This window comes from Leptolinea tardivitalis, assembly GCF_001050275.1.
Classification (GTDB): Bacteria; Chloroflexota; Anaerolineae; order Anaerolineales; family Anaerolineaceae; genus Leptolinea; species Leptolinea tardivitalis.
Window position 1 is genome coordinate 1 of sequence record NZ_BBYA01000006.1, and the last position, 20,650, is coordinate 20,650.

Annotated in this window: 19 protein-coding genes; 9 read left to right on the plus strand and 10 right to left on the minus strand. The window is 46.8% G+C overall.

Annotation, left to right across the window (positions count from 1 at the left end):
* The first annotated feature begins 317 nt into the window (after window positions 1–317).
* The 4 genes from rpsF to LTAR_RS03830 all read left to right on the plus strand — a co-directional run bounded on the left by rpsF (window position 318) and on the right by LTAR_RS03830 (window position 2,714).
* Entirely contained in the window at window positions 318–602 is a 285-nt protein-coding gene (gene rpsF / locus LTAR_RS03815; protein ID WP_062420849.1) for a 30S ribosomal protein S6, read from the plus strand.
* Window positions 603–643: 41 nt separating this feature from the next.
* Complete coding sequence (locus LTAR_RS03820; protein WP_062420850.1) at window positions 644–1,051, plus strand: single-stranded DNA-binding protein; 408 nt, start codon at window positions 644–646, stop codon at window positions 1,049–1,051.
* Between the two features lie 12 nt (window positions 1,052–1,063).
* Window positions 1,064–1,348, plus strand: coding sequence for a 30S ribosomal protein S18 (gene rpsR, locus LTAR_RS03825; RefSeq protein WP_062420851.1), 285 nt, complete (start codon window positions 1,064–1,066; stop codon window positions 1,346–1,348).
* Window positions 1,349–1,427: 79 nt separating this feature from the next.
* Window positions 1,428–2,714: a peptidylprolyl isomerase gene (locus LTAR_RS03830; protein ID WP_062420852.1), complete on the plus strand. Its 1,287-nt coding sequence runs from the start codon at window positions 1,428–1,430 to the stop codon at window positions 2,712–2,714.
* Between the two features lie 51 nt (window positions 2,715–2,765).
* On the opposite strand, the gene smc is transcribed toward LTAR_RS03830, so the two are convergent.
* The 3 genes from smc to LTAR_RS03845 all read right to left on the minus strand — a co-directional run bounded on the left by smc (window position 2,766) and on the right by LTAR_RS03845 (window position 8,293).
* Window positions 2,766–6,374, minus strand: a complete 3,609-nt coding sequence (gene smc / locus LTAR_RS03835) for a chromosome segregation protein SMC (protein ID WP_062420853.1) — start codon at window positions 6,372–6,374, stop codon at window positions 2,766–2,768.
* 9 nt (window positions 6,375–6,383) lie between these two features.
* Window positions 6,384–7,124 carry a ribonuclease III gene (rnc, locus tag LTAR_RS03840; RefSeq protein WP_201775933.1) on the minus strand — a complete coding sequence of 247 codons (741 nt, stop codon included), beginning with the start codon at window positions 7,122–7,124 and terminating at the stop codon, window positions 6,384–6,386.
* A gap of 77 nt (window positions 7,125–7,201) precedes the next feature.
* Window positions 7,202–8,293, minus strand: coding sequence for a pyridoxal-phosphate dependent enzyme (locus tag LTAR_RS03845; protein ID WP_062420854.1), 1,092 nt, complete (start codon window positions 8,291–8,293; stop codon window positions 7,202–7,204).
* 157 nt (window positions 8,294–8,450) lie between these two features.
* Between LTAR_RS03845 and LTAR_RS03850 the strand changes: the two genes are divergently transcribed.
* From LTAR_RS03850 to mutS, 3 genes are read left to right on the plus strand one after another with little or no spacing between them, the layout of a single operon-like run.
* Complete coding sequence (locus tag LTAR_RS03850) at window positions 8,451–9,218, plus strand: segregation and condensation protein A (protein ID WP_062420855.1); 768 nt, start codon at window positions 8,451–8,453, stop codon at window positions 9,216–9,218.
* Between the two features lie 57 nt (window positions 9,219–9,275).
* Window positions 9,276–9,923: a zinc ribbon domain-containing protein gene (locus tag LTAR_RS03855; protein WP_062420856.1), complete on the plus strand. Its 648-nt coding sequence runs from the start codon at window positions 9,276–9,278 to the stop codon at window positions 9,921–9,923.
* Between the two features lie 10 nt (window positions 9,924–9,933).
* Window positions 9,934–12,528 (plus strand): DNA mismatch repair protein MutS, encoded by a 2,595-nt coding sequence (mutS, locus tag LTAR_RS03860; RefSeq protein WP_062420857.1) that lies wholly within the window; start codon window positions 9,934–9,936, stop codon window positions 12,526–12,528.
* Here mutS and LTAR_RS03865 read toward each other — a convergent pair.
* Complete coding sequence (locus LTAR_RS03865) at window positions 12,515–13,540, minus strand: ketopantoate reductase family protein (protein WP_062420858.1); 1,026 nt, start codon at window positions 13,538–13,540, stop codon at window positions 12,515–12,517. The genes mutS and LTAR_RS03865 overlap by 14 nt on opposite strands.
* A 6-nt stretch (window positions 13,541–13,546) precedes the next feature.
* Complete coding sequence (fmt, locus tag LTAR_RS03870) at window positions 13,547–14,464, minus strand: methionyl-tRNA formyltransferase (RefSeq protein ID WP_062420859.1); 918 nt, start codon at window positions 14,462–14,464, stop codon at window positions 13,547–13,549.
* A gap of 128 nt (window positions 14,465–14,592) precedes the next feature.
* Between fmt and LTAR_RS03875 the strand changes: the two genes are divergently transcribed.
* Window positions 14,593–14,931: a DUF4870 domain-containing protein gene (locus LTAR_RS03875; protein ID WP_062420860.1), complete on the plus strand. Its 339-nt coding sequence runs from the start codon at window positions 14,593–14,595 to the stop codon at window positions 14,929–14,931.
* A 49-nt stretch (window positions 14,932–14,980) separates the two neighbouring features.
* On the opposite strand, the gene LTAR_RS03880 is transcribed toward LTAR_RS03875, so the two are convergent.
* Window positions 14,981–16,030 (minus strand): type 1 glutamine amidotransferase family protein, encoded by a 1,050-nt coding sequence (locus LTAR_RS03880; protein ID WP_062420861.1) that lies wholly within the window; start codon window positions 16,028–16,030, stop codon window positions 14,981–14,983.
* Window positions 16,031–16,152: 122 nt separating this feature from the next.
* On the opposite strand from LTAR_RS03880, the gene LTAR_RS03885 reads away from it, so the two are divergent.
* Window positions 16,153–16,416: a glutaredoxin domain-containing protein gene (locus LTAR_RS03885; protein ID WP_062420862.1), complete on the plus strand. Its 264-nt coding sequence runs from the start codon at window positions 16,153–16,155 to the stop codon at window positions 16,414–16,416.
* Here the strand turns inward: LTAR_RS03885 and LTAR_RS03890 are convergent.
* From LTAR_RS03890 to LTAR_RS03905, 4 genes are all read right to left on the minus strand, one after another.
* Window positions 16,413–16,649 carry a hypothetical protein gene (locus tag LTAR_RS03890; RefSeq protein ID WP_062420863.1) on the minus strand — a complete coding sequence of 79 codons (237 nt, stop codon included), beginning with the start codon at window positions 16,647–16,649 and terminating at the stop codon, window positions 16,413–16,415. The genes LTAR_RS03885 and LTAR_RS03890 overlap by 4 nt on opposite strands.
* A gap of 35 nt (window positions 16,650–16,684) precedes the next feature.
* Window positions 16,685–17,530: a DegV family protein gene (locus tag LTAR_RS03895; protein WP_062420864.1), complete on the minus strand. Its 846-nt coding sequence runs from the start codon at window positions 17,528–17,530 to the stop codon at window positions 16,685–16,687.
* The gene (locus tag LTAR_RS03900) at window positions 17,527–18,084 is read right to left on the minus strand and encodes a sigma-70 family RNA polymerase sigma factor (RefSeq protein ID WP_062420865.1); all 558 of its coding nucleotides are present in this window, start codon (window positions 18,082–18,084) and stop codon (window positions 17,527–17,529) included. Before LTAR_RS03900 ends, LTAR_RS03895 begins: the two co-directional genes overlap by 4 nt.
* 64 nt (window positions 18,085–18,148) lie before the next feature.
* Complete coding sequence (locus tag LTAR_RS03905; RefSeq protein WP_062420866.1) at window positions 18,149–20,575, minus strand: S8 family serine peptidase; 2,427 nt, start codon at window positions 20,573–20,575, stop codon at window positions 18,149–18,151.
* Window positions 20,576–20,650 lie beyond the last annotated feature (75 nt).

A 20,650-nucleotide genomic window follows, 5' to 3' on the forward strand; every position in this document is an offset into this window, starting at 1 on the left:
TTGCTTTTTCTGTTTTGTTCCCTTTTTGATAGCGGGGTCGGATGGTTTCTACTAATTCTCGCTTGCTTTGTTGACTCATCATAGCTCCCTCGGCAGCTCTCTATTCTCTGCCCAAGGTAACATCTATTGTGAGGCAACGTTTCTCCTAAAGTTACTTTTAATTTGAGGCAATGCGCAGATATAATATGCCTGTCAAAATTATCAATTATGTAGTAAAATAATTGTTCGATTGCAGCTCAACTCTGCATCTTTCCGCTCTCAGGTTCACCTACGGTGTCTTCTGGGGGCAATCCCGTGGAAAGGAGGAATTCCTAGAAATGCGTAATTACGAGGTAGTCACCATCTTCCAGCCTGATCTGGATGAGGCCGCTTTATCTGCCGCCATCGAGAAAGTAAAAGGTTGGATCACCGAATCTGGTGGATCAATCACCAAAGTAGATGTTTGGGGCAAACGCCGCATGGCCTACATGATCCGCAAAACCCGCGAAGGTCAGTATGCTGTGATCTATGCCCAGATGGAACCCGCATTCACCAGCACATTGGAACGCAATTTACGGTTCCATGAACCGCTGATGCGCTTCCTGATCACACTGGTTGACTGAAATACCTGATCTTTAATCAGGATAAATTGACGAGGAATGCCATGAGTCGAGGTCTGAATAAAGTCATGATCATTGGTCATGTAGGCCGTGAACCGGAGATGCGATACACACCTTCCGGACGGCCTGTAACTACATTCACAGTTGCCACCAATCGATCCTGGAATAGTGCAGACGGCGAACATCATGCAGAAACAGAATGGTTCAATGTGGTCACCTGGGGAAGCCTGGCGGAAGTCTGCAAACAGTACTTAAACAAAGGGCTTCAGGTCTACATCGAAGGCCGCCTTCAATCCAGACGTTGGGAAGACGCCGAAAATATCCGGCATACCAGTGTTGAAATTGTGGCCAGTGAAATGATGATTCTGGGTGAACGCAAAGAAACCTTCGGAACCAACATGAACGGCGAGTTCCTCGCCACAGATGAAATGGAAGATGAATTTCCATATTGATGGAGTATAACAATGGCTGAAGAACTATCTGTAGAAAACGAGCAGTCTTCCGGTGGTTACGGTGGACGTCGTTATGTAGCCCGGCCAAAAATTTGTCAGTTTTGCGCCGATAAAAATATCAAAATTGATTACAAATCCAGCGACATGATGCGCCGGTTTGTCACCGAAGAAGGCAAAATCCGCCCTCGTCGCCAGACAGGCACCTGTGCCCGCCATCAGCGCGAACTGGCCAGCGCTGTAAAACGCGCACGCCATATCGCTCTGTTGCCTTTCGTAAGCGAACGCCCCACCGACTAACGCCTTTTTCCATAAAGCTTATGAAGGGGCACAGGATACCTATGCCTGTGCCCCAAGGTTTTTAATATTGAGGTCTCCTATGACGGAAGAAGAATCAAAAAAAGTCGTTTCAAAAAAGCATCTTGCACGTTTGGAACGTGAAAAGATTCAACGCAAATACCTGATCACCGGCGTGACGGTTGCTCTGCTTCTGGTGGTTGGACTGATCATTTATGGGATCCTTGACCAGACCTTTTTCCAGAAACAAAAGACAGTTGCTACTGTGGGTAATGACAAAATTACCCAGGGTGAATTCCAGGGTCGGGTTCGTTATGCCCGCTGGCAGTTGATCCAACAGTACAACCGAACCATGCAGATGGCTGAAATGTTCGGTGGTTTATCAAGTGGAAATGGCAGCTATTTCCAGAATTCATTAAATCAGATCCAATCTCAATTGGATAATCCCACGAACCTGGGCGAGAGTGTTCTGGCTGCCATCATTGATGAACGTGTCGTGGAACAGGAAGCCGCCAAACAGGGTATCACTGTGACGGATAAAGAAGTGGAAGATGCCATTCAACAAGCCTTTGGTTTCTACGCTAATGGCACCCCCACTCCCGCCGCAACCCGTGCCATGGCTCCAACATCCACATTATCTGCAGCACAGCTGGCTATCATTACCATCACACCGACAGCCACGATGTCCCCCACGGCAACCGAAGTTCCCACAGAGACTCCCGCAGCAGTGTCTCCCACTCCAACCGTTGAAAGTACACCGCTGCCCACTTCAACTCCATACACCATTGATGGATTCAAGAAACAATATCAAGATTTCTTGACTGGTATGAAAGCGGTTGATTTCCCTGAATCCGAATTCCGTGATGCCTTCCGCATCAGCTTGCTTCGCAAGAAGCTATCTGAAAAGATCACAGCTGATGTTGCAGCAAAAGAAGATCAGGTTTGGGCTCGCCATATTCTGGTTAGCGATGAACAGGCGGCTAAAGATGTTCTGGCTCGTTTACAGAAGGGTGAAAATTGGGCTTCTATTGCAGCCGAGGTTTCAAAAGATACCAGTAACAAAGATACCGGTGGAGACCTCGGATGGTTTGGCAAAGAGAAAATGGTCAAAGAATTCTCTGATGCAGCATTTGCCATGAAGATCGGTGAAATCAGCCAACCGGTGAAGTCATCCTTTGGTTATCACATCATCCAGGTTCTTGGTCACGAAGAACGTGAGTTGACGAGTGCTGAACTGGCGGATAAACAAAACACCGCATTTGAAGAATGGTTGACAAAGGTGCAGGCAGAAATCGGTGTCAAAAAGAACGATATCACTGGCATTGTTCCCACTGAGCCGTCCCTCACACAGACCGCTTCTGCTCAGTAATGTTTTGACCAATTCACAAAAAAACCGCCGGAAATCCGGCGGTTTTTTTATCTATTTCATCATGTCTAGCGGGATATCATCAAGCTTCAAACTGATCACCTGACTGGCAGAATCTCGTCCCATGGTAATGCCATAAATCACATCTGCTGCCTGTACGGTATTACGGTTATGGGTGATCACAAGGAACTGTGTCTGGTTGGCCAGTTCCCGCAAAAGGTCGCGGTAACGTCCAACATTGGCTTCATCCAGCATGGCATCAACTTCATCCAAAACACAGAATGGAGTCGGTGATACTTTTAACAATGAAAAAACCAGCGCTACTGCCGTCAGACTGCGCTCTCCACCCGATAGCAGTGACAATCCCTGTTCTCTTCGTCCTGGCAGACGGGCTTCAATATCGATACCTGTTTCAGTGAAATTTGTTTCATCAGTCAGGATCAGTTTCGCGCTCCCACCGCCAAACAGCCGGGTGAACATCCTTTCAAATTCAACAGCCACTTTTTGGAAGGTTTGTTTAAAATCCCGTTCCATCACCTCATCCAGCTCCTGGATGATCTTGCAAAGGTCTTCGTCAGCTTTTTTCAGGTCATCTACCTGGGTTTTCAGGTATTCATAACGTTCAACCACCGATTGATATTCTGCCTGGGCTTCAGGGTTGACGGCTCCCATGCGCCTTAGATGAGCTTTTTGCCGATTGATGCTTTCTTCCATTTCGGGTGGAATTTCGGTGATATTTGGCAGTTGTTCCACCCACCCATCCAATGGTAGTGGTGATTGTGCAGCCGTGTCTTCCGAATATTCCAGAATGACCAGCCCCATGTCTTCTTCAATTTTTTTCCGCAGGTTGTCCACGGCGTCTTTACTGCGGGCGTATTCGAGTTTGGCCTGAGCAACAGAACGCTCAGCCGTCGTTACCTTTTGTTGTGCAGCAATCAGGTCAGTCTGCAGATCATTGTATTCACGATCCAACCGGGCCAGATCTTTTTCAGCCGGGGAAATTTTCTCATCCAGCAGGTCTGTCTGTTTGTTAATTTCATCAATCGCTTCGCTTTGGCGACCAATCTCAAAATCGATTTGAGTTCGCTCATCCATCAAACTCTTTATCTGGGTTTTCAGATCTTCTACCTGTTGCGTGGTCCTGTCAATAGTCGCGCGTTGATCGGCCAACCTTCGTTCGGCTTCCTGCCTGGCTTTCCGCGATACAGCCACTGTGGTATTCCAGTGGAAAACCTGGCTCTGGATTTCATCCAGGCTGAGTTTTGCCAATGCAATATTCTTTTCCTTTAATTGCGCCGTGATTTCCTGGATGGATTTCTGGTTCGCGGCGATTGCATCATCCAGCTTTAAGACCTCATCATTGGCAGATTCGATTTGTTTTTTCTGCTGTTCGATCTGTTGTTTTTTCCAGTTAACCTGTTGATTGAGTTGATTGAGGTCTAAAACCACCTTCTGTGCTTTTTGTTCCAATCGGCGGGCAATTTCTTCTACCTGCTGGCGGGATTTTTGCAGCCGGGTTTCTTCTTCATGCAGGGCTTTCAGATCCCCATCAATTCTGGAAATTTCTTCATCAATTGTATTCAGGTCTTCTTCAACCTGGGCAATGACCGTCTCCAATTCTTTTCTTTCACGGGGGCGGCTGATCATACTGCCGCGACCTTCACGACCGGCTATGACAGCTCCATTACTTAAAAACACCTCACCATTGAGTGTAACCGCACGGGCAGAATTTCCCTTGCTGCGGGCAATCCTGCGGGCTACATCCCGGTCTTTCACTACCCAGGCATTCCCAAGAGCAGCCTGTATTACTTTTTTCAATTCGGCAGGAGCTTTCACCAAATCACTGGCGAGCCCGATCACGCCCTCTTTGGAAGAAAGTGTACTCTTCGGCTGTGAATCTACCAGTGCCGAAACAGGCAACAATGCAGCCCGTCCCTGATCACTGGTTCCCAGCCAGCTGACCGCCTGGTCTTCGTCGGTATCATCTGCCAGATAAATGGCATCGAGAAATTCTCCCAGTACCGCCGCGATAGCCTGTTCATATTCTTTTGGCACTTCCAGCAGACTGGTCAATGCCGAATATTTACCTTTGAGATGGCCGTTTCTGGCTTGCTGTAAAACAGCCTTGGCGCCGCCTGCCAAACCGCTGAAGGCATTCTCTGCTTCAATTAATGCTTTCAACTGTCCATTTAATTGCGCACGGCGGCTTTCTACCTTATTTAATGCTTCCTGTTTTTCACGCCGGGAAGCCTCATATTCTGTGATTTTCTTCCGAGTAGCAGTTACCTGTTCGTTCAAACTTTGAAGATCATCTTCTGCTTTTTCGCGCTCAAGCCGGGTCGTTTTTTCAGCCTGCTTCAATTCTTCCAGCTTTTTCTCTTCATCAGTGATACCAGATTCAAAACCACTCAAACTGGTTTTCAGCGATTCTGTGCGTGAAATAATCTCATTCCGGTGAGCCTGAAGCTTGACATTCGTCGTTTCAATTTCCACCATTTTTCGGCGAGTGACACGAACCTCTTCTTCGCATTTCTGACGTTCACCCTGCAATTTTTCCAGTTGACTGGTCACCTGTTCAGATTGAGACTGGGCATCATCCAGTTCCATCTGAAGCCGTTCCACTTCATCCGTCATTTCTTGAAGACTGCGTCGGCGGGAAGCAATTTCTTCCTCCCGTTTCGCCAGATCATTTTGAAGAGAAAGCTCCCTTTCCATCAGGGAGCGTTTCCGCTCCTGTTTAACGGCAACTTCCCGCAGTAAACCTTCTTCTTTACTGTGCAGGGCGGCCAGCTGACTGTGCCAGTCAGACAGCTGCCGGCGGACATCCGTTAGTCGTTGTTTCTTTTGATTCAATACGATATCAAATTCATTCAGAGTGTCACGGTTCTTCTCCAAATTGGCTTCATAGGACCGTAACACATCGTGGTCTCTGCGTACACTTTTTTGCGTCAGATTCCAGTGATATCCGTACCAATCTCTCAAAAGCAGGCGCAGATCGTCTTTAATTTGTTCATATTCCAATGCACGGCGGGCTTGCCGTTCCAGTGAAGCCAATCTCGGCTCTAGTTCACTGACAATATCTTGCACGCGCACAAGATTACGGCGTGTCGCTTCCAATCTCGATAAGGCTTCTTCCCGTCTGCCCCTATAAAGCCCTATACCCGCAGCTTCTTCAAAAAATCGGCGGCGTTCTTCTGGCTTTAAGGACAGGGCTGCATCCACCAGGCCCTGACCTATGATCGTATACGTGCGTTCAGCCAGACCGGATAATGCCAGTAATTCTGATATTTCCTTTAATCGTACTTTCTGGCCATTTAACAAATATTCATTTTGACCGTCTCGATACGCCCGGCGGGTTATGGATACTTCTGAATAATCAATCGGAAGCCAGCCGTCTTCATTGTTGAATGTAATTGTGGCAGATGCCATACCGGCACGGGAACGCTGTTCCGAACCGGAAAAGATCATATCCTCTGTTTTCCGTCCGCGCAACAGGCTGAATGCCTGTTCTCCCAGAACCCAGCGTAAAGAGTCGGCAATATTGGATTTCCCGGAACCATTCGGACCAACAATGGCGGTCACAACACCGGGGAATTCGAAAAGAACCTGGCTCGCAAAGGTCTTATACCCGTGCAATTCCAGTGATTTCAGTCGTGGTGGCATGGATCACTGTTACCCTTCATTAATTTGAATTCTATCTACCAGTCCAATTTGACCAAGAGCTTTCGAGGCAGCCGCCTTGGCAGCAGCCTGTTTACTATGTCCGGTTCCTGAACCATAGATTTCCCCATTGACAATGACATCGACTTCAAAGATTTTGGAATGATCCGGTCCGCTTGAGTTACGGGTCACATAGATCGGAGCCTGGAATCCCTGTGATTGAGCCCATTCCTGAAACAGACTCTTGGGGTCTTCATTCTTATGATGGATCAATATATCTTCTGATGCGGTTTCCAGGAGTGTGGCAGTGAATGTTTTTACAGCTTCAATACCGCAATCAAGGTATAACGCGCCTATTATGGCTTCAAATGTATCGCATAACAAGGCATCCCGGTCACGTCCACCTCCCTGAGCTTCTCCCCGCCCTAAACGCATGGCATTTCCCAGGTGTAATTGACGGGCAAATTCAGCAAACCGTTCGGTATGTACCAGCGCTGACCGCATACGGGTTAGATCACCTTCTGCCATTTCTGGATATCGATTGTAAAGCCAGGCACCAACAATGAAATCCATCACAGCATCACCCAGGAATTCAAGCCTTTCATTATCTTCCAGGGCATCGCTATGTTCATTCAAATATGACCTGTGAGTCAAAGCCCGGCTTAGCAGCAACCAGTTCTTAAATGGCAGGTTCAGCCGTCTGGATAATTCTTCCGGTGATTCTTGTATGTTCGGGTATACCGCGTTATCCAAATCATCCTCCCGAACTAAAGGAGCGCAAGCCACCTCACTTGAATACGTCAGGTAGATTGCGGCCCATCAGTTCTTAATCAAGTTGGATAGTATTTTAACCCGTTCCCAGAAATTATGAGAATAATGGGTCGGGGAATTTCTTTTTTAACATGACTTAATGCCGCCCAGACAAGTGCAGAGGTTGGCTCTGCATAGATACCCAGATGAGCTAATTGTGTACAGCCAGGTAAAATCTCTTCTTCTGGAATGGCAACAATTTCACCTTTTCCTCCAGACAGTTCTTTAAGTATGGCACGTACCCGGACAGGTTTTTGAACACGGACGCCTTCGGCAATAGTCTGCCCTTCAGGGGTATCTTGCATTTTTTCCATTCCGTATTGGAAGGCTGCATTCATAGGAGAGCAATTCCTGGCTTGAACACCTACGAAATATGGCAGACGAGTCATTTTTCCGGCATAGACCAACGCTTTGAATCCTCGTATCACACCAAGAATCAACGCTCCATGACCGGCCGGTGCGATCACTGTGCCAATCTGACCGTTAGTCTGTTCAAATAATTCATAGGCAATTGTGGCAACGCCCGGTATACCGAAAGGAAGAAAGGCATGACTGGCATATGTTTGACCATCTTTTACCGCTTCCAATACTGCCCGGGCAGCTTCAGAACGCGGACCAGGCACGGAAACAAGCTCAGCTCCATATTGTTCAATCTGACGCCGCTTGGGTCCTGAAGCCGTCTCTGGAACAAAAACTCGTCCATTAATTCCCGCCCGAGCACAATAGGCGGCAAAAGATGCTCCGGCATTTCCACTCGAATCTTCTACCGCTCTGGTTACACCCCTTGAGGTTAACTGGCTGACCAATACAGCTGTTCCGCGGTCTTTATAAGATCCGGTTGGATTCATACTCTCCAACTTAAATCCTATTTGCCGGTCATTATTCCAGACAAGCGGTGTATCCCCTTCTCCGAGAAAACATACAGGGGCATCATTCGCCAGCGAAAATGAATGTTGATATTTCCAGATTCCCGGTAGAGAATTTTGAATCTCCTCGTCATGGTAGACCGGTTCAGAATCAAAGTCATAGAATCCACCACATTGATCACACTGATGCGGTATTCGATCTTCCGGAAATGGATATCCACAAGATTCACATCGAATGGCAGGCATACCGGTTTCTCCTGTCCCTAATTATACAGGGTTCAACTGTGGATAATTTGTATCGAGCTTAAGACTCCCAACGAATGAATCCATCGTAATGGACTTGATTAATTGTCTATACGCAATATGTCGCCTGTTGCGCTTCTACCTTTGCTATAATAAGAGAATGCTTTCTGAAGCCTCAAATTCCTCTCCCTATCGGGTGAATACACCGGTATATGAAGGCCCCCTTGACCTGTTATTGTCTTTAATTGAAAAGGCAGAATTGGATATCACCCGTCTGGCCCTTGCCCAGGTGACAGATCAATATTTGACATACATCCAGAATCTGGAAGGCATCCGTGCTGCCGATATTTCCGAATTTCTGGTTATCGCCGCCAAGTTGATCCAAATTAAATCCGCCGCTCTTCTTCCCAAGCCTCCCGCAATTGAGGTCGAAGAAGAAGATCCCGGAGAAGCCCTTGCCAGACAGTTGATTGAGTATAAGAAGTTCAAAGAGGCATCCCTGTTTCTTTCCGAACGGGAAGAAAAGGGCCTCCACACATACCTGCATATCGCTCAAATTCCAAAGATTGAACCACGGCTCGATCTTACCGGACTTACAATTAAAGATCTAATGGACGCTGCTCGGGATATTTTTGCCGGAAAAACCAACATACCGCTGAATCAGGTCGTGGCAGCTCCCAAAATAACCATTCGAGAACGGATTGGACGCATCCTATCCATTATGAGAGAAAAAGAACGTACGTCATTCTTTGAGTTAGTTAAGGATAACTCTTCACGTATATCTGTTGTTGTCACGTTTCTAGCCATGTTGGAACTGGTGAAAAGACATGTCATCGAAGCCGAACAATCCGCTCTTTTCTCAGATATCGTTCTTGAACCTTTGGAATTGACCATCGATGAAACCGCTATATCAGAATTTGGAGAATAAGGCCGTAAGGCTCCGATGTTATAATTTCTTACATCATTTCCCGTTGGAGGGGTAGTTATGGGTGATTTGATTGAATTTACACGAAATTATAATGATTTAAGCACAGATACAGGATTTCAATTTGAATTCCAGTGCGATCGCTGTGGAACAGGTTATCGGACTCCATTCCAGGCATCAGCTACTGGAACCATTTCAGGTGCATTAAATACAGCCAGTAATATTTTTGGCGGCATATTTGGATCAGCCGCCAATATCAGCGAACAGGTACGCAATGCCAGCTGGCAATCAGCCCGCGATTCTGCTTTTGCCAATGCCGTGAAATTGATTAAACCATCTTTTGTTCAATGTCCCCGCTGTCAGTCATGGGTGTGCCGAAAAAGCTGCTGGAATGAAAAACGCGGACTCTGCAAAGGCTGTGCTCCCGACCTGGGAGTGGAAATGTCAGCTGCACAGGCATCAAGATCAGTGGAAGAGATATGGGCGCACGCCGCCATGTCGGAAGAAGATAAAAAATTATCGGAAGGCAACTGGCGTGAGACAATTCGGGCTACCTGCCCTAAATGTGAGACTCCTCTGGCGACCAATGCGAAATTCTGCCCCAACTGTGGTGAACCACTCAAAAAAAATACGCATTGCACTCAATGTGGCGCCCAATTACAACCCGGGGCAAAATTCTGTGGAGAATGCGGCGCCAAAGTCGGTTGAAATAGTCTGAATGTCTGACGATGTAACTCCAATCCGCCAACAATATCTGGACATAAAAAAGAAATACCCCGATGCCATTTTGTTTTTTCGGCTCGGGGATTTTTACGAGACATTTGACAACGACGCCGAAACGACCTCGCGCGAATTGGACATAGTCTTAACATCTCGGAATGTTGCCAAGGGAATGCGTATTCCTATGGCAGGTATTCCCTATCATGCCGCAGAGAATTACCTTTCACGATTGATAGAACGCGGCTATCATGTGGCGATTTGCGAACAGGTCGGTGAACAACCGGTAAAAGGATTGTTCCCTCGTGAAGTCACCCGTGTGGTAACCCCGGGTACATTACTCGAACCGTCCCTGTTAAAAGGCGACCGCAACAATTACCTGGCTTCCTTATTCATTGCACACGATAGTGCCGGTCTGGCATATGCCGATATTTCAACGGGTGAATTTGCCGCCACCGAATGGACCGGGCAAGATTTCTTCACAAGGGTTCGAGCTGAATTGGCCCGTCTTCAACCGTCTGAAATAATTCTTCCCGTGGAATGCCCTGTTTCTGACCAGATCACGTATCATAAGACCTTCCAGCCAAACTGGCGGTTTGAGACCGGCCGTTGCATGGAAGCATTAAAAAAACAATTACAGACCTCCACATTGGACGGTTTTGGATTGCGGGGTATGCAGTCCGCCATTCAGGCCGCCGGCGCGCTGATTCAATATCTGCAAGATACCCAGCCGGCAGCCCTCCAGTTATTGGTTTCCATCCATACATATCAGTTGGATTCCTCGATGCTGTTGGATGTCTCCACCCGCCGCAATCTTGAATTAACCGAAACCATCCGGGGCGGCTCAGAAGAGGGCTCGCTTCTGTCTGTCCTCGACCATGCCATTACTCCTATGGGACATCGTCTGATGCGGTCCTGGGTGAGTAAACCCTTGCTCGATATTCCGGCCATTCAAGCCCGACAGGCCTGTGTGCAATGGTTCGTGGATAATGGACTTATTCGTAAAGAATTCATACAGTCACTCAAGGACATTTCTGACCTTGAACGTCTGGTCAACCGGGTGACGGCCGGTACAGCTCAACCGCGTGATTTAACAGCCATTCGGGCAAACCTGCATGCCCTTCCTGAACTGCTTCGAATTCTGGCATCGCCCTGTGAAGCTGTTCAATCCATCCTTAAACATCTTGATCCATGTACAAATGAGCTGGCATTGCTGGATGAAGCCATTGCGGATGATCCGCCGGCTACCCTGCAAAATACCGGTGTAATTCGGCCAGGTTACTCTTCCGAACTGGATAATATCATCCAATCCTCCCGTAACGCCCGAGAATGGATCGCTAATCTGGAACAGGTTGAACGTGAACGCACAGGAATAAAAAATCTCAAGGTTGGATACAACAAAGTCTTTGGATATTACATTGAAGTGACCCACAGCAATACCGGGGTTGTGCCACAGGAATACATACGCAAACAGACTCTGGTCAACGCAGAGCGATATATTACCCCGGAAATGAAAGAATATGAGACCCTGGTTCTCAATGCAGAAGAGCGTATCCGGGAAGTGGAAGGACGTCTTTTCCGTGAAATCTGCCGGAATATAGCGGCCAATTCAAGCCGCCTTCTAAAAACAGCCCAGGCCATTTCTGAGCTGGATGTCACAGCCGCACTGGCCGACGTGGCTGTCAACAACCATTATGTGTGCCCTGAAATTACGCCGGAACCCGTATTGGAAATCATCGACGGCCGCCACCCTGTTGTGGAAAAAACTCTGACTTCAGATCGTTTCATTCCAAACGATACAGTATTTGACCAGGGAGAATTGGTTCGGGTAATTACCGGACCGAATATGAGCGGTAAAAGCACTTTCCTCCGTCAGGTCGCCCTGATCGTGTTAATGGCACAGATGGGGTCATTTGTTCCTGCATCATCCGCCCGCATTGGTCTGGTTGACCGAATTTTCACTCGTATCGGTGCACAAGACGAAATCCATGCAGGCCAGTCAACATTCATGGTGGAAATGGTGGAAACCGCCAATATCCTTCATCATGCCACCACGCGAAGTTTATTGGTACTGGACGAAATTGGACGCGGTACAAGCACATATGACGGGCTCTCCATTGCCTGGGCAGTTGTGGAACACATTCATAATCATCCAGGTCTGCGTTCCCGCACCCTGTTTGCCACTCATTACCACGAGTTGACCCAACTGGCAGACCTTTTGCCGGGAATTCGCAACTACAATGTGGCTGTAACAGAAGTGGATAATAACGTAGTTTTTCTACATAAGATTGTTCCCGGTGGAACAGACCGCTCCTATGGCATCCATGTTGGTCAACTGGCAGGTCTTCCTAAACCGGTCATCCAGCGGGCCAATGAAATTCTCAGTGAACTTGAAGCCACCTCGGGTAAGGCGGTGAATATCGGCGAGACGACCTCCCGGCAAATGGCGCTATTTCCCGAAACTAATCCGCTTTTGGATGAGTTGAAAGCGCTGGATATACTTTCAATTTCCCCATTGGAAGCCTTGAATAAATTATTCGAATGGAAGAAGAAATACACCGAAAACGAAGACGGCCATAACGTTAAGAAAGCATAGCCAGAATCTTCTCGGGTTGATTGTCAAATTCCTCTTTTTTCCATTCGCCGGTTGTCAGCTTCAACAAGGTATCAGTCAAGAGTCGATTTACAGGTGCATGAAGGTTGAGTTTTTCTGCAGCCCGTACCACTGCACCATTCAACCAGTCTACTTCACTCTGACCGCGGCCTTGATACAAGTCAATATGGAAACTGGGCATCTTTGCGCCCCGTCCACCACCAACCGCTTTGACAAGAATTGGGCGGCATATAAATGCAGGAAGGTATCGGATGGCCATAGCCAACAGCCTGACAGGGGTTCCCGGCAGGTTTACCACTGGAATATTCCTGGCAGCCATGACGTTTAAAACTTCCAACAGTTGACGGCGTTCAAGATCAAACATTCCGGGATGGGCGTACACTTTGCCCGGCTGCCAGTTGAGAATGGCAGAGGAGGCATTGCCCATTAAGTTTGTCATCATTTTGGACCATTTCATGGCCTGTCCATCGGAATACCCAAGCATACCCAGGCCAGCCCGGTTGCAGGCTTCCATTATTGATGGCGAAAGAGGATGGTTAAGATCTATACCTGTACCCCTAAACCTCTCCACCTTTATATTCCCCAATCCGCGCCTTCCTATCGATGTTGTGACAGTTCCCCGGATAACATGATCCTCTCCCAACATCGCTGCAATGGCCGGTTCATTTTCTACCCCGTTTTGAAAGCACAAAACCGGCGGCATTTTATCCAGCAACGGTTTCATCATGTTGAGAACACTGGCAGTATCAAAACTTTTTACTGCCAGTATGGAAAGATCATACGATCCTTTGGAAAATGCTTCATCCAAAGAAGTTACAAGGCAAAGATCAGACACACTTTGTTCACCGGCAGGCAAACCGAGTTTTAATCCTGATTTGGTAAGTTCTTTTGCCACATCTGTTCTTTCAAGGAATGTGACATCTTCCCCGGCCAATGCCAGACTCCCACCTATATAAGTACCAATGGCACCGGCGCCAAAAATGAGTATCCGCATAATAAATTAACCTTTTCCCCAGTTTCTCGCCCCGTTGAGGAATACCTTTCCATTCATGGGCTTCTTCCCTGCTGGCTGCACCTCTTCAAGGCAAAGGGCATCTTTTCCACAAAAAACTACAGGTAATCCTTCGAAAATAGTTTTTAAGCCTGGAACACCGTTTAACCCTGAAATCGGTCTGGCTTTAATAACTTTTAATGGCTGGTTTTCCCAGTGAAGATATGTTCCCGGCCAGGGATGGAAAGCACGCACCCGGTTGAACAAATCTTTTGCCGAAAGGGTGAAATTCAACAATCCATCTTCTTTTTTAAGCATTGAAGCATATGTGGCGCCCTGTTCTGGCTGTGCAACAGCCTGAACCGTTCCATTCATAATACCAGGGAGTGTTTCCAACAATAAATCCCCTCCCAGCTCTGCCAGTTTCTGTCCCAGAGTGGAAGAATCGTCATCTTCCTCAATTTTCAAAGACCGTGAAGTGAAAACAGGTCCGGTATCAATACCTGCATCCATCTTCATTATGGACACTCCGGTTAGTTCATCACCGGCAAGAATAGCCGCCTGAATAGGTGCTGCTCCCCGCCAGCGAGGCAGTAACGAGGCATGCACATTGATACATCCCAGAGGGGGGAGATCAAGCACATTTTGCCGTAATATCTGGCCAAAGGCCGCCACCAGGATAATATCAGGCGACCAGGATCGTAGTATTTCGAAATTCTCCGGCAGACGAAGCCGTTGGGGCTGCATTATGCGGCATCCAAGATTCTCGGCTAAAATTTTCACCGGAGGTGGTGTCAACACCTTGCCTCGCCCCGCCGGTCTATCCGGCTGGGTTACCACCCCATAAATTGGATAATGATCTGCCACCCGTGCCAGAATGATCCGGGCTAATTCAGGAGAACCCATAAAAACAATTCGTGGTTTCATTGGGTCGATTTTAACATACACATGCAAAATTGAAAGACTGTGAACTGTAAAGTTAAGGAAGGTTGCTAATTCGATAAAAAGGGGTAAAATTAATCCAACATTAATTCATCAACTGAGGAGACAAAAAGATGGCAAATCAGACGTATGTTCCCGGCGGAGACATCACCAGTGACGATAAACTTTGGGGATTGCTCTCCTATTTATTGACACCGATTGTTCCCATCATCGTTTTATTGATGGAAGATAAAAAAGCCCGTCCCTATATCAAGTACGCAGCTGTCCAGGGTCTGGCAATCGGTATTTTGATTGTCATTATGGCTGCCCTTTCATTCTTGATCATTCCTGGCTGCCTGGCTGGTTTGCTGGGCATCTACGCCATTTATCTGGCTATCAAATCCTACCAGGGTGAATATACCGTCATTCCTGTTGTGACTGATTTCTGCAAAAAACAGGGTTGGATTGCCTGATTTTGTGTTTCATAAACATAGCGGTCTGCCTGAGCAGACCGCTTTTGTTTTAAATCTTTGAGAGTTTTGATCCATCGGGCGTATCAAGAATACGCCACCCCAGATTCTCTACTTCCAGACGCAACCGGTCAGCAACATCAAAATGACCCGCCTTACGGGCAATCTCGCGGCGTTCCACCAGTTCAGATACATCATCTGAAGGAGATGGATTTTCGGTATATTCGTAGTTTTCCAGCCTCTTCCATACATCAGGGCGAATATCATCCTGCCAGTTGGTTGGAATTTTGAACAATCCAAGAATATCAAGAGATTCAGACGTACCGCTGGGAAGTTCTTTTTCTATTCCCTTATTTTTGATATGCACAACCCCTTTGCCAAATACTTTTATGGTATTTGAGGAAATATCTATCCATAGGGAGGTATGCTCATCAATGCCAATAACAGTCCCATGACACAAATTCAGCTCAAGCAACTCAGAAAACCGTTTCTCGCCCATAAAACAATGGCTGGTATCCAATTCCATGCCACCTTCCGCATTGTTCCAATGCGGCACAATGATCACATCCAAACCAAAACGATGTAAAAAATTCAATCCGGGTTGCCAGTGTAAATCCATTCCAGCTTTATATATTTCATATACAGGGAGAGCCTGACAGCCAATCGCGATAGTGGCCGCACTGGCTAAAACCAGAGCTGCTCCGGTTCTATGTCTTGCCTGAATAATGTCATACGCCAGACTACCGGAAAGTTGTTTTGTTGCATACGTAGGGCTTCCCGGTCCCATGAAAATCATATTTGCCGAATAAAGCGGCTCCAATATCGTCTCATTATCCGGGCTGAATACGGTACCTTTGCGACGTGCGGGAATAATATCAATGTATGGGTGGTAATTTTGAAGCCGGTTTTGAAGAAATTCGCCCACCCTGCCGGCTACTTTCGGTGAATTCAATTCAAAACCGGCGGGTGTTTCCAGTATAGCGATTCGCAGCGGCTTCGGATAACATTTTGCCACTTCTTCAAATGCTGCGCCGCTGCTGGGAGATGTTTCACCGGATCCCATTAAAACAATTGGGCCGGGGGAAAAGGTTTTTGAATGCATATCTCAATTGTACATGACCACAGCTTAAAACAGATATCCGATCATTCATAAAAAATTGAAACAAGGTTCTACTAAGCTTTAACCGTTCCACGTCATAGTGTTCATTGGAGTAAAATTACGGTATGGATGAAATAATAAAACTATACGGAACTTCATGGTGCGGTGGAACCCGCCGTGCAAGGCGGATTTTTGATGACAATAAAATCGCCTATCAGTGGATTGATATTGATCTGGATAAAGAAGCCAGGTCAATAGTCGAACAGATAAATCACGGTAATCGCAGTGTACCGACCATAGTATTCCCTGATGGTTCCATCCTCGTAGAACCATCAGATGGCCAATTGGCGGAAAAACTTGGTGTCACTCCCCCTAGATCATTCTTCTAAATCATTTTTCTGTCCGACCGGCCTGATAAGAGAGACAGGATAAAAACAACCAAACCACCAACAAATAAAGCAGAAGCGATCACCCAGATGGCTTTATATTTTTTTCTGGTTTCGACAGAGATAACAGGTTCATATGTCAACCGGGATTTCAATTCTGCCACAAAATCAGGATTTGCCTGTCGTGGTTTTAATAGATTGCCCAGTTTGCTTTCCAATAATTCCATCTCATTCATTGTTAATCATTCCCAGAATAAAAATACAATCCGCCTTAAATTTCATCCGGATAGGCCACAATTCCTATGGCACCCGGGCCTAAATTTGCCGCAACAGGAATGGAAAGATCTGTGATAATGACCTCCCTGCACACAAACCGCTGTTTGACCAGATGGGATAGACTTCTGGCTTCATCGGGATCATTGGCATGAACTACAGCAAGGTGAACGGGTTTCTGCCCAATTCTCCTCTCAACAGCAAAAAGTACCTCATCGAGCGAGGAATTTCGGGTGCGAACTTTATCCACCATCTCCAATAAGCCATCTTTAAGATAAACAATCGGTTTTATCTTCATAAAAGATCCTAACAGGCTTTGAACAGCTGTCACTCTGCCATTCAGCCGGGCAAATTCGAGTGTATCCATAGTGAAGACAACTGTCAGATTCCGCTTTATCGCTTCCAATCGGTTTATGATTGCCTGAATGTTATAACCGGCATTTTCCATAATTCTGGCTTCCCGGCACATAAAACCCAGAGCAATAGAACCAGCACCTGAGTCAAATGGAATTACATTGAACTCATTTTCCACGTCCCTTGCTGCCAGTTTGATAACTGAATACGTTCCAGAAAGTTTGCTGGATACATGCAAAGACAAAATCTTTTCACCTTTTCTGGCAATGGATCGATAAAAATCTATCACCTGTCCCGGTGACGGAAGTGATGTTTTGGGTACGATTTTTGTTTGTTTCACGAGATCATAAAAATTGATCGGAGAAATATCCAAACCAGAAGTATATATATTCTCATCAAAACGGACCATCAGCGGCAGGGTATGAATATTGTATTTTTCAGCCCAGCCCGGGGGCATATCCACAGAACCATCGGTGACGATATGAATCATTCTTGCTCCAGGATTCCATTTACTTCGGTTCGTAGTTCCAACAATGTTCGATGATAAAGGCTCTTTATTGCTCCCTCACTTTTCGACATGATCAGGGCAATTTCAGCATTGGAAAGTTGTTGAACAAATTTGAGAACAATCAATTGCTGCCGCTCAGGTGATAACCGTCTGATGACGGAGATCAACTTTTCCACCTCCTGGTCGTAAACTACCTGTTTTTCCGGATGCTCCCCGGTCATTACCAGATTCGGCTGGTCATCCAGAGCCACTTCCTGGCGGCGGCTGTTATCGCGATGCCAATTCGCCACAAGGTTATGGGCAATCCGATAAAGCCAGGCAGAAAATGGCACACCTTTATCACTGTAGTGTGTTATCCGCCCCATAGCTCGTTGAAAAACCCTGGCCGTCAGGTCTTCAGCATCTGTTGTATTACCTGTTCGGTAATATATATAGCTGTATATCCGGTTTACATATCTCTCGTATAAATGACTAAACGCCTCCGCATCACCCTGGATTGCTTGCTGTAAAACTTCTTCTTCGTTCAGGTCAGCCATGAAAAGGTCCTATCAGTGCTATATCTAAAATAACCCTGTGAGGCCTGCGAAGATACTTATTTTCTCACCGGTCTTCCAACGCTTTTTCAACTGCCTTGTATGCATTTACAATACCATATCCCGCTACCGAATTAGGTGCATCCATCCTGGTGACGCATTCGGGTACAACTCCATTATACGGATCTGCCGTCTCGTTGAGTATTTCCCGGGTTTTTTCAATATCCCCGATTAATTTGGGGTTGGCTGACCAAAGCAAAGCTACCACACCTGCCACATGCGGCCCGGCCATCGATGTCCCGCTGGCTGTTTTATAAGTTGATCCAGGGTAGGATGATATAACATCCACACCGGGTGCTGCAATATCCGGCTTAATCCGTCCGCTTCCATCAACTTCTACCGGACCAAGGCTGCTAAAACTGGCGATGTTCCCATTACGGTCTACCGCTCCCACTGAGTAAACATCTTCATAGATTGCCAGAGGATCCTGTACGGTGGAACATCCACCCATTCCAGAATTCCCTGCGGACGCCACCACAAATATCCCGGCAGTCTTAAGCGCCGAAACAGCCGGAAGATACGTTTTTGGATCGCAGCCTTCTACAACCGGGCACCCCCAGGAATTGTTAAGCACATTTGCACCTTTTTCGGGTTTTCCATCTTTGAATGGATCACCATTCTGCGGGAATGGCGCCAGCATAAATTGCATACAATCCAGATAATGTGCCGGATTCCCCAGGTTGCGTGCCAGATTGACACAACCAATCCACTCTGCTTTGGGTGCCACACCAACAGTCTCTCCAACAATAGAACCCAGCGTGTGTGTTCCATGTCCTCCAATATCTACGGGTTTTTTGGAACCAAACCAGGGGTCAAACCAATTGAAGTTATCCGTTCCATCCAAATTTCCACGGTAATTGGCAGATAACTGAGAATGCTGCCCATCTGCCCCGCTGTCTGATTGGCCTATGATGATCCCCTCGCCGTAAACCTTAAAATCCTTGTGAACACGGTCAGCGCCAATCATCTGGATGTTCCAGGGCAAGGAAGGCTCTTGTGAAATTTCACCTTTAGCAACAGGAGCCGGGCTCTGTAACGGCCGTAAAACAGGGCTGTCTAAAATACGATCGACATCACTTCGGGCAGCCAATTCTTGCCTCAGAATTGGATTTCCATCGAGTTCAATTGCATTAACAAGGTAATACGGCTGATAAGCTATCCCCTTACTGTCCAACCAGGCACGGATATCTTTTTGAGATTCAACGGCATTTTGTACAAGAGCAGAATAGACAGCTTTACGACGAGCGAGGGCATCGGGAATATTTTTTTCTGTTGTCAAATCTGCCTGGCTTTTCATTATTACAAAAATCTTCTCACCATAAAAACCAGGGTGTCCAAATGTTCCATAAAGCACAAGTACAAGGGTCCAGGCTGCCACGAAGAATACAGCTCCAGGTATGGGAGATATCTCTTTTCTTCCGGCAAATTTTCGGCTAATCAATAGAAAGATAAAAAGCAGAAGCGCCAGACCGAAACCAATCGCGGTAGCTTCAACCGCATACCCCAGTAATTCCCCCGCCTCACCAGAAACCACGGCAGAAAGCTCATCAGGATCGATCATCATCATCGGCCAGGCAAATCCCAGCAATACTACTGTACCGGCTGCCAAACGTCCAGACATGGATAGGTACCCATCCATGTCAATGGCCAGAGATGCCGCGGCAAATCCGAGCGGCAACAGAGAGAACAAAAGAATCCATCCGTTATTATTTTGATCTATGGCTGTGGTCAAAATAATAAGCCCAAGGGTGATAATCCACCCGGCACCCCCGATGCTTTGTTTAATAGATGTCTGGTCTGATCCAATACTGGTAATTTCAGGCAGCAGAACAGATATCGTAATAATTCCCAACCCGGTGGAAAGAAGCAGGGCGAGAATAGAATCCAATGGAGAACCCTGAGCTCCCCATAGAACCCATGGAATCCCGACTATAGCGCCAGCACCGGCGGATATTGCCAGCAGGTTCAACCCATTGGTTTTTTCATCCGGTTTGGTTTTTTGATGTTTATGGAAAAATACCAACCACAGAACTAAAAAGACACAAACGCCTGCCAGTTGGATGGAGGCAGTCAATTGCCAATCGGTGATTGATGAAAGTCTGGATGGAGTTAAGAGGATAGCCAGAATGGATATGTTCCTCAAGGCTTGAAGCCTTTTTTGTGCCACCGGCTCCCGGACTACTTTCTCAGCTATAAGGAACGGGATAAATAAAAGAAGTCCATAGGTCAATTCGATGATCCAACGAATATTAGGAACTTTGATCGACCCCTCAAAAATGATCTGGAAAATTGTAAAATTGGTTAATTGAACAATAAAGGTAAGAAAAAGTACCCAGATTGAAAGGACGATTATGACTGCCAGACCTGAACAGCCTTTCGATTCGGTAGTTGGAGTAATTCCAATGGATTGCTCGTTTTTCAGCGATTCTTCCATATTAAATCCTCGATAGAATGGATATAATTGTCAGGGGATTATAGCGCATCTCAAAACCAAGAAATTGGGGAGGAA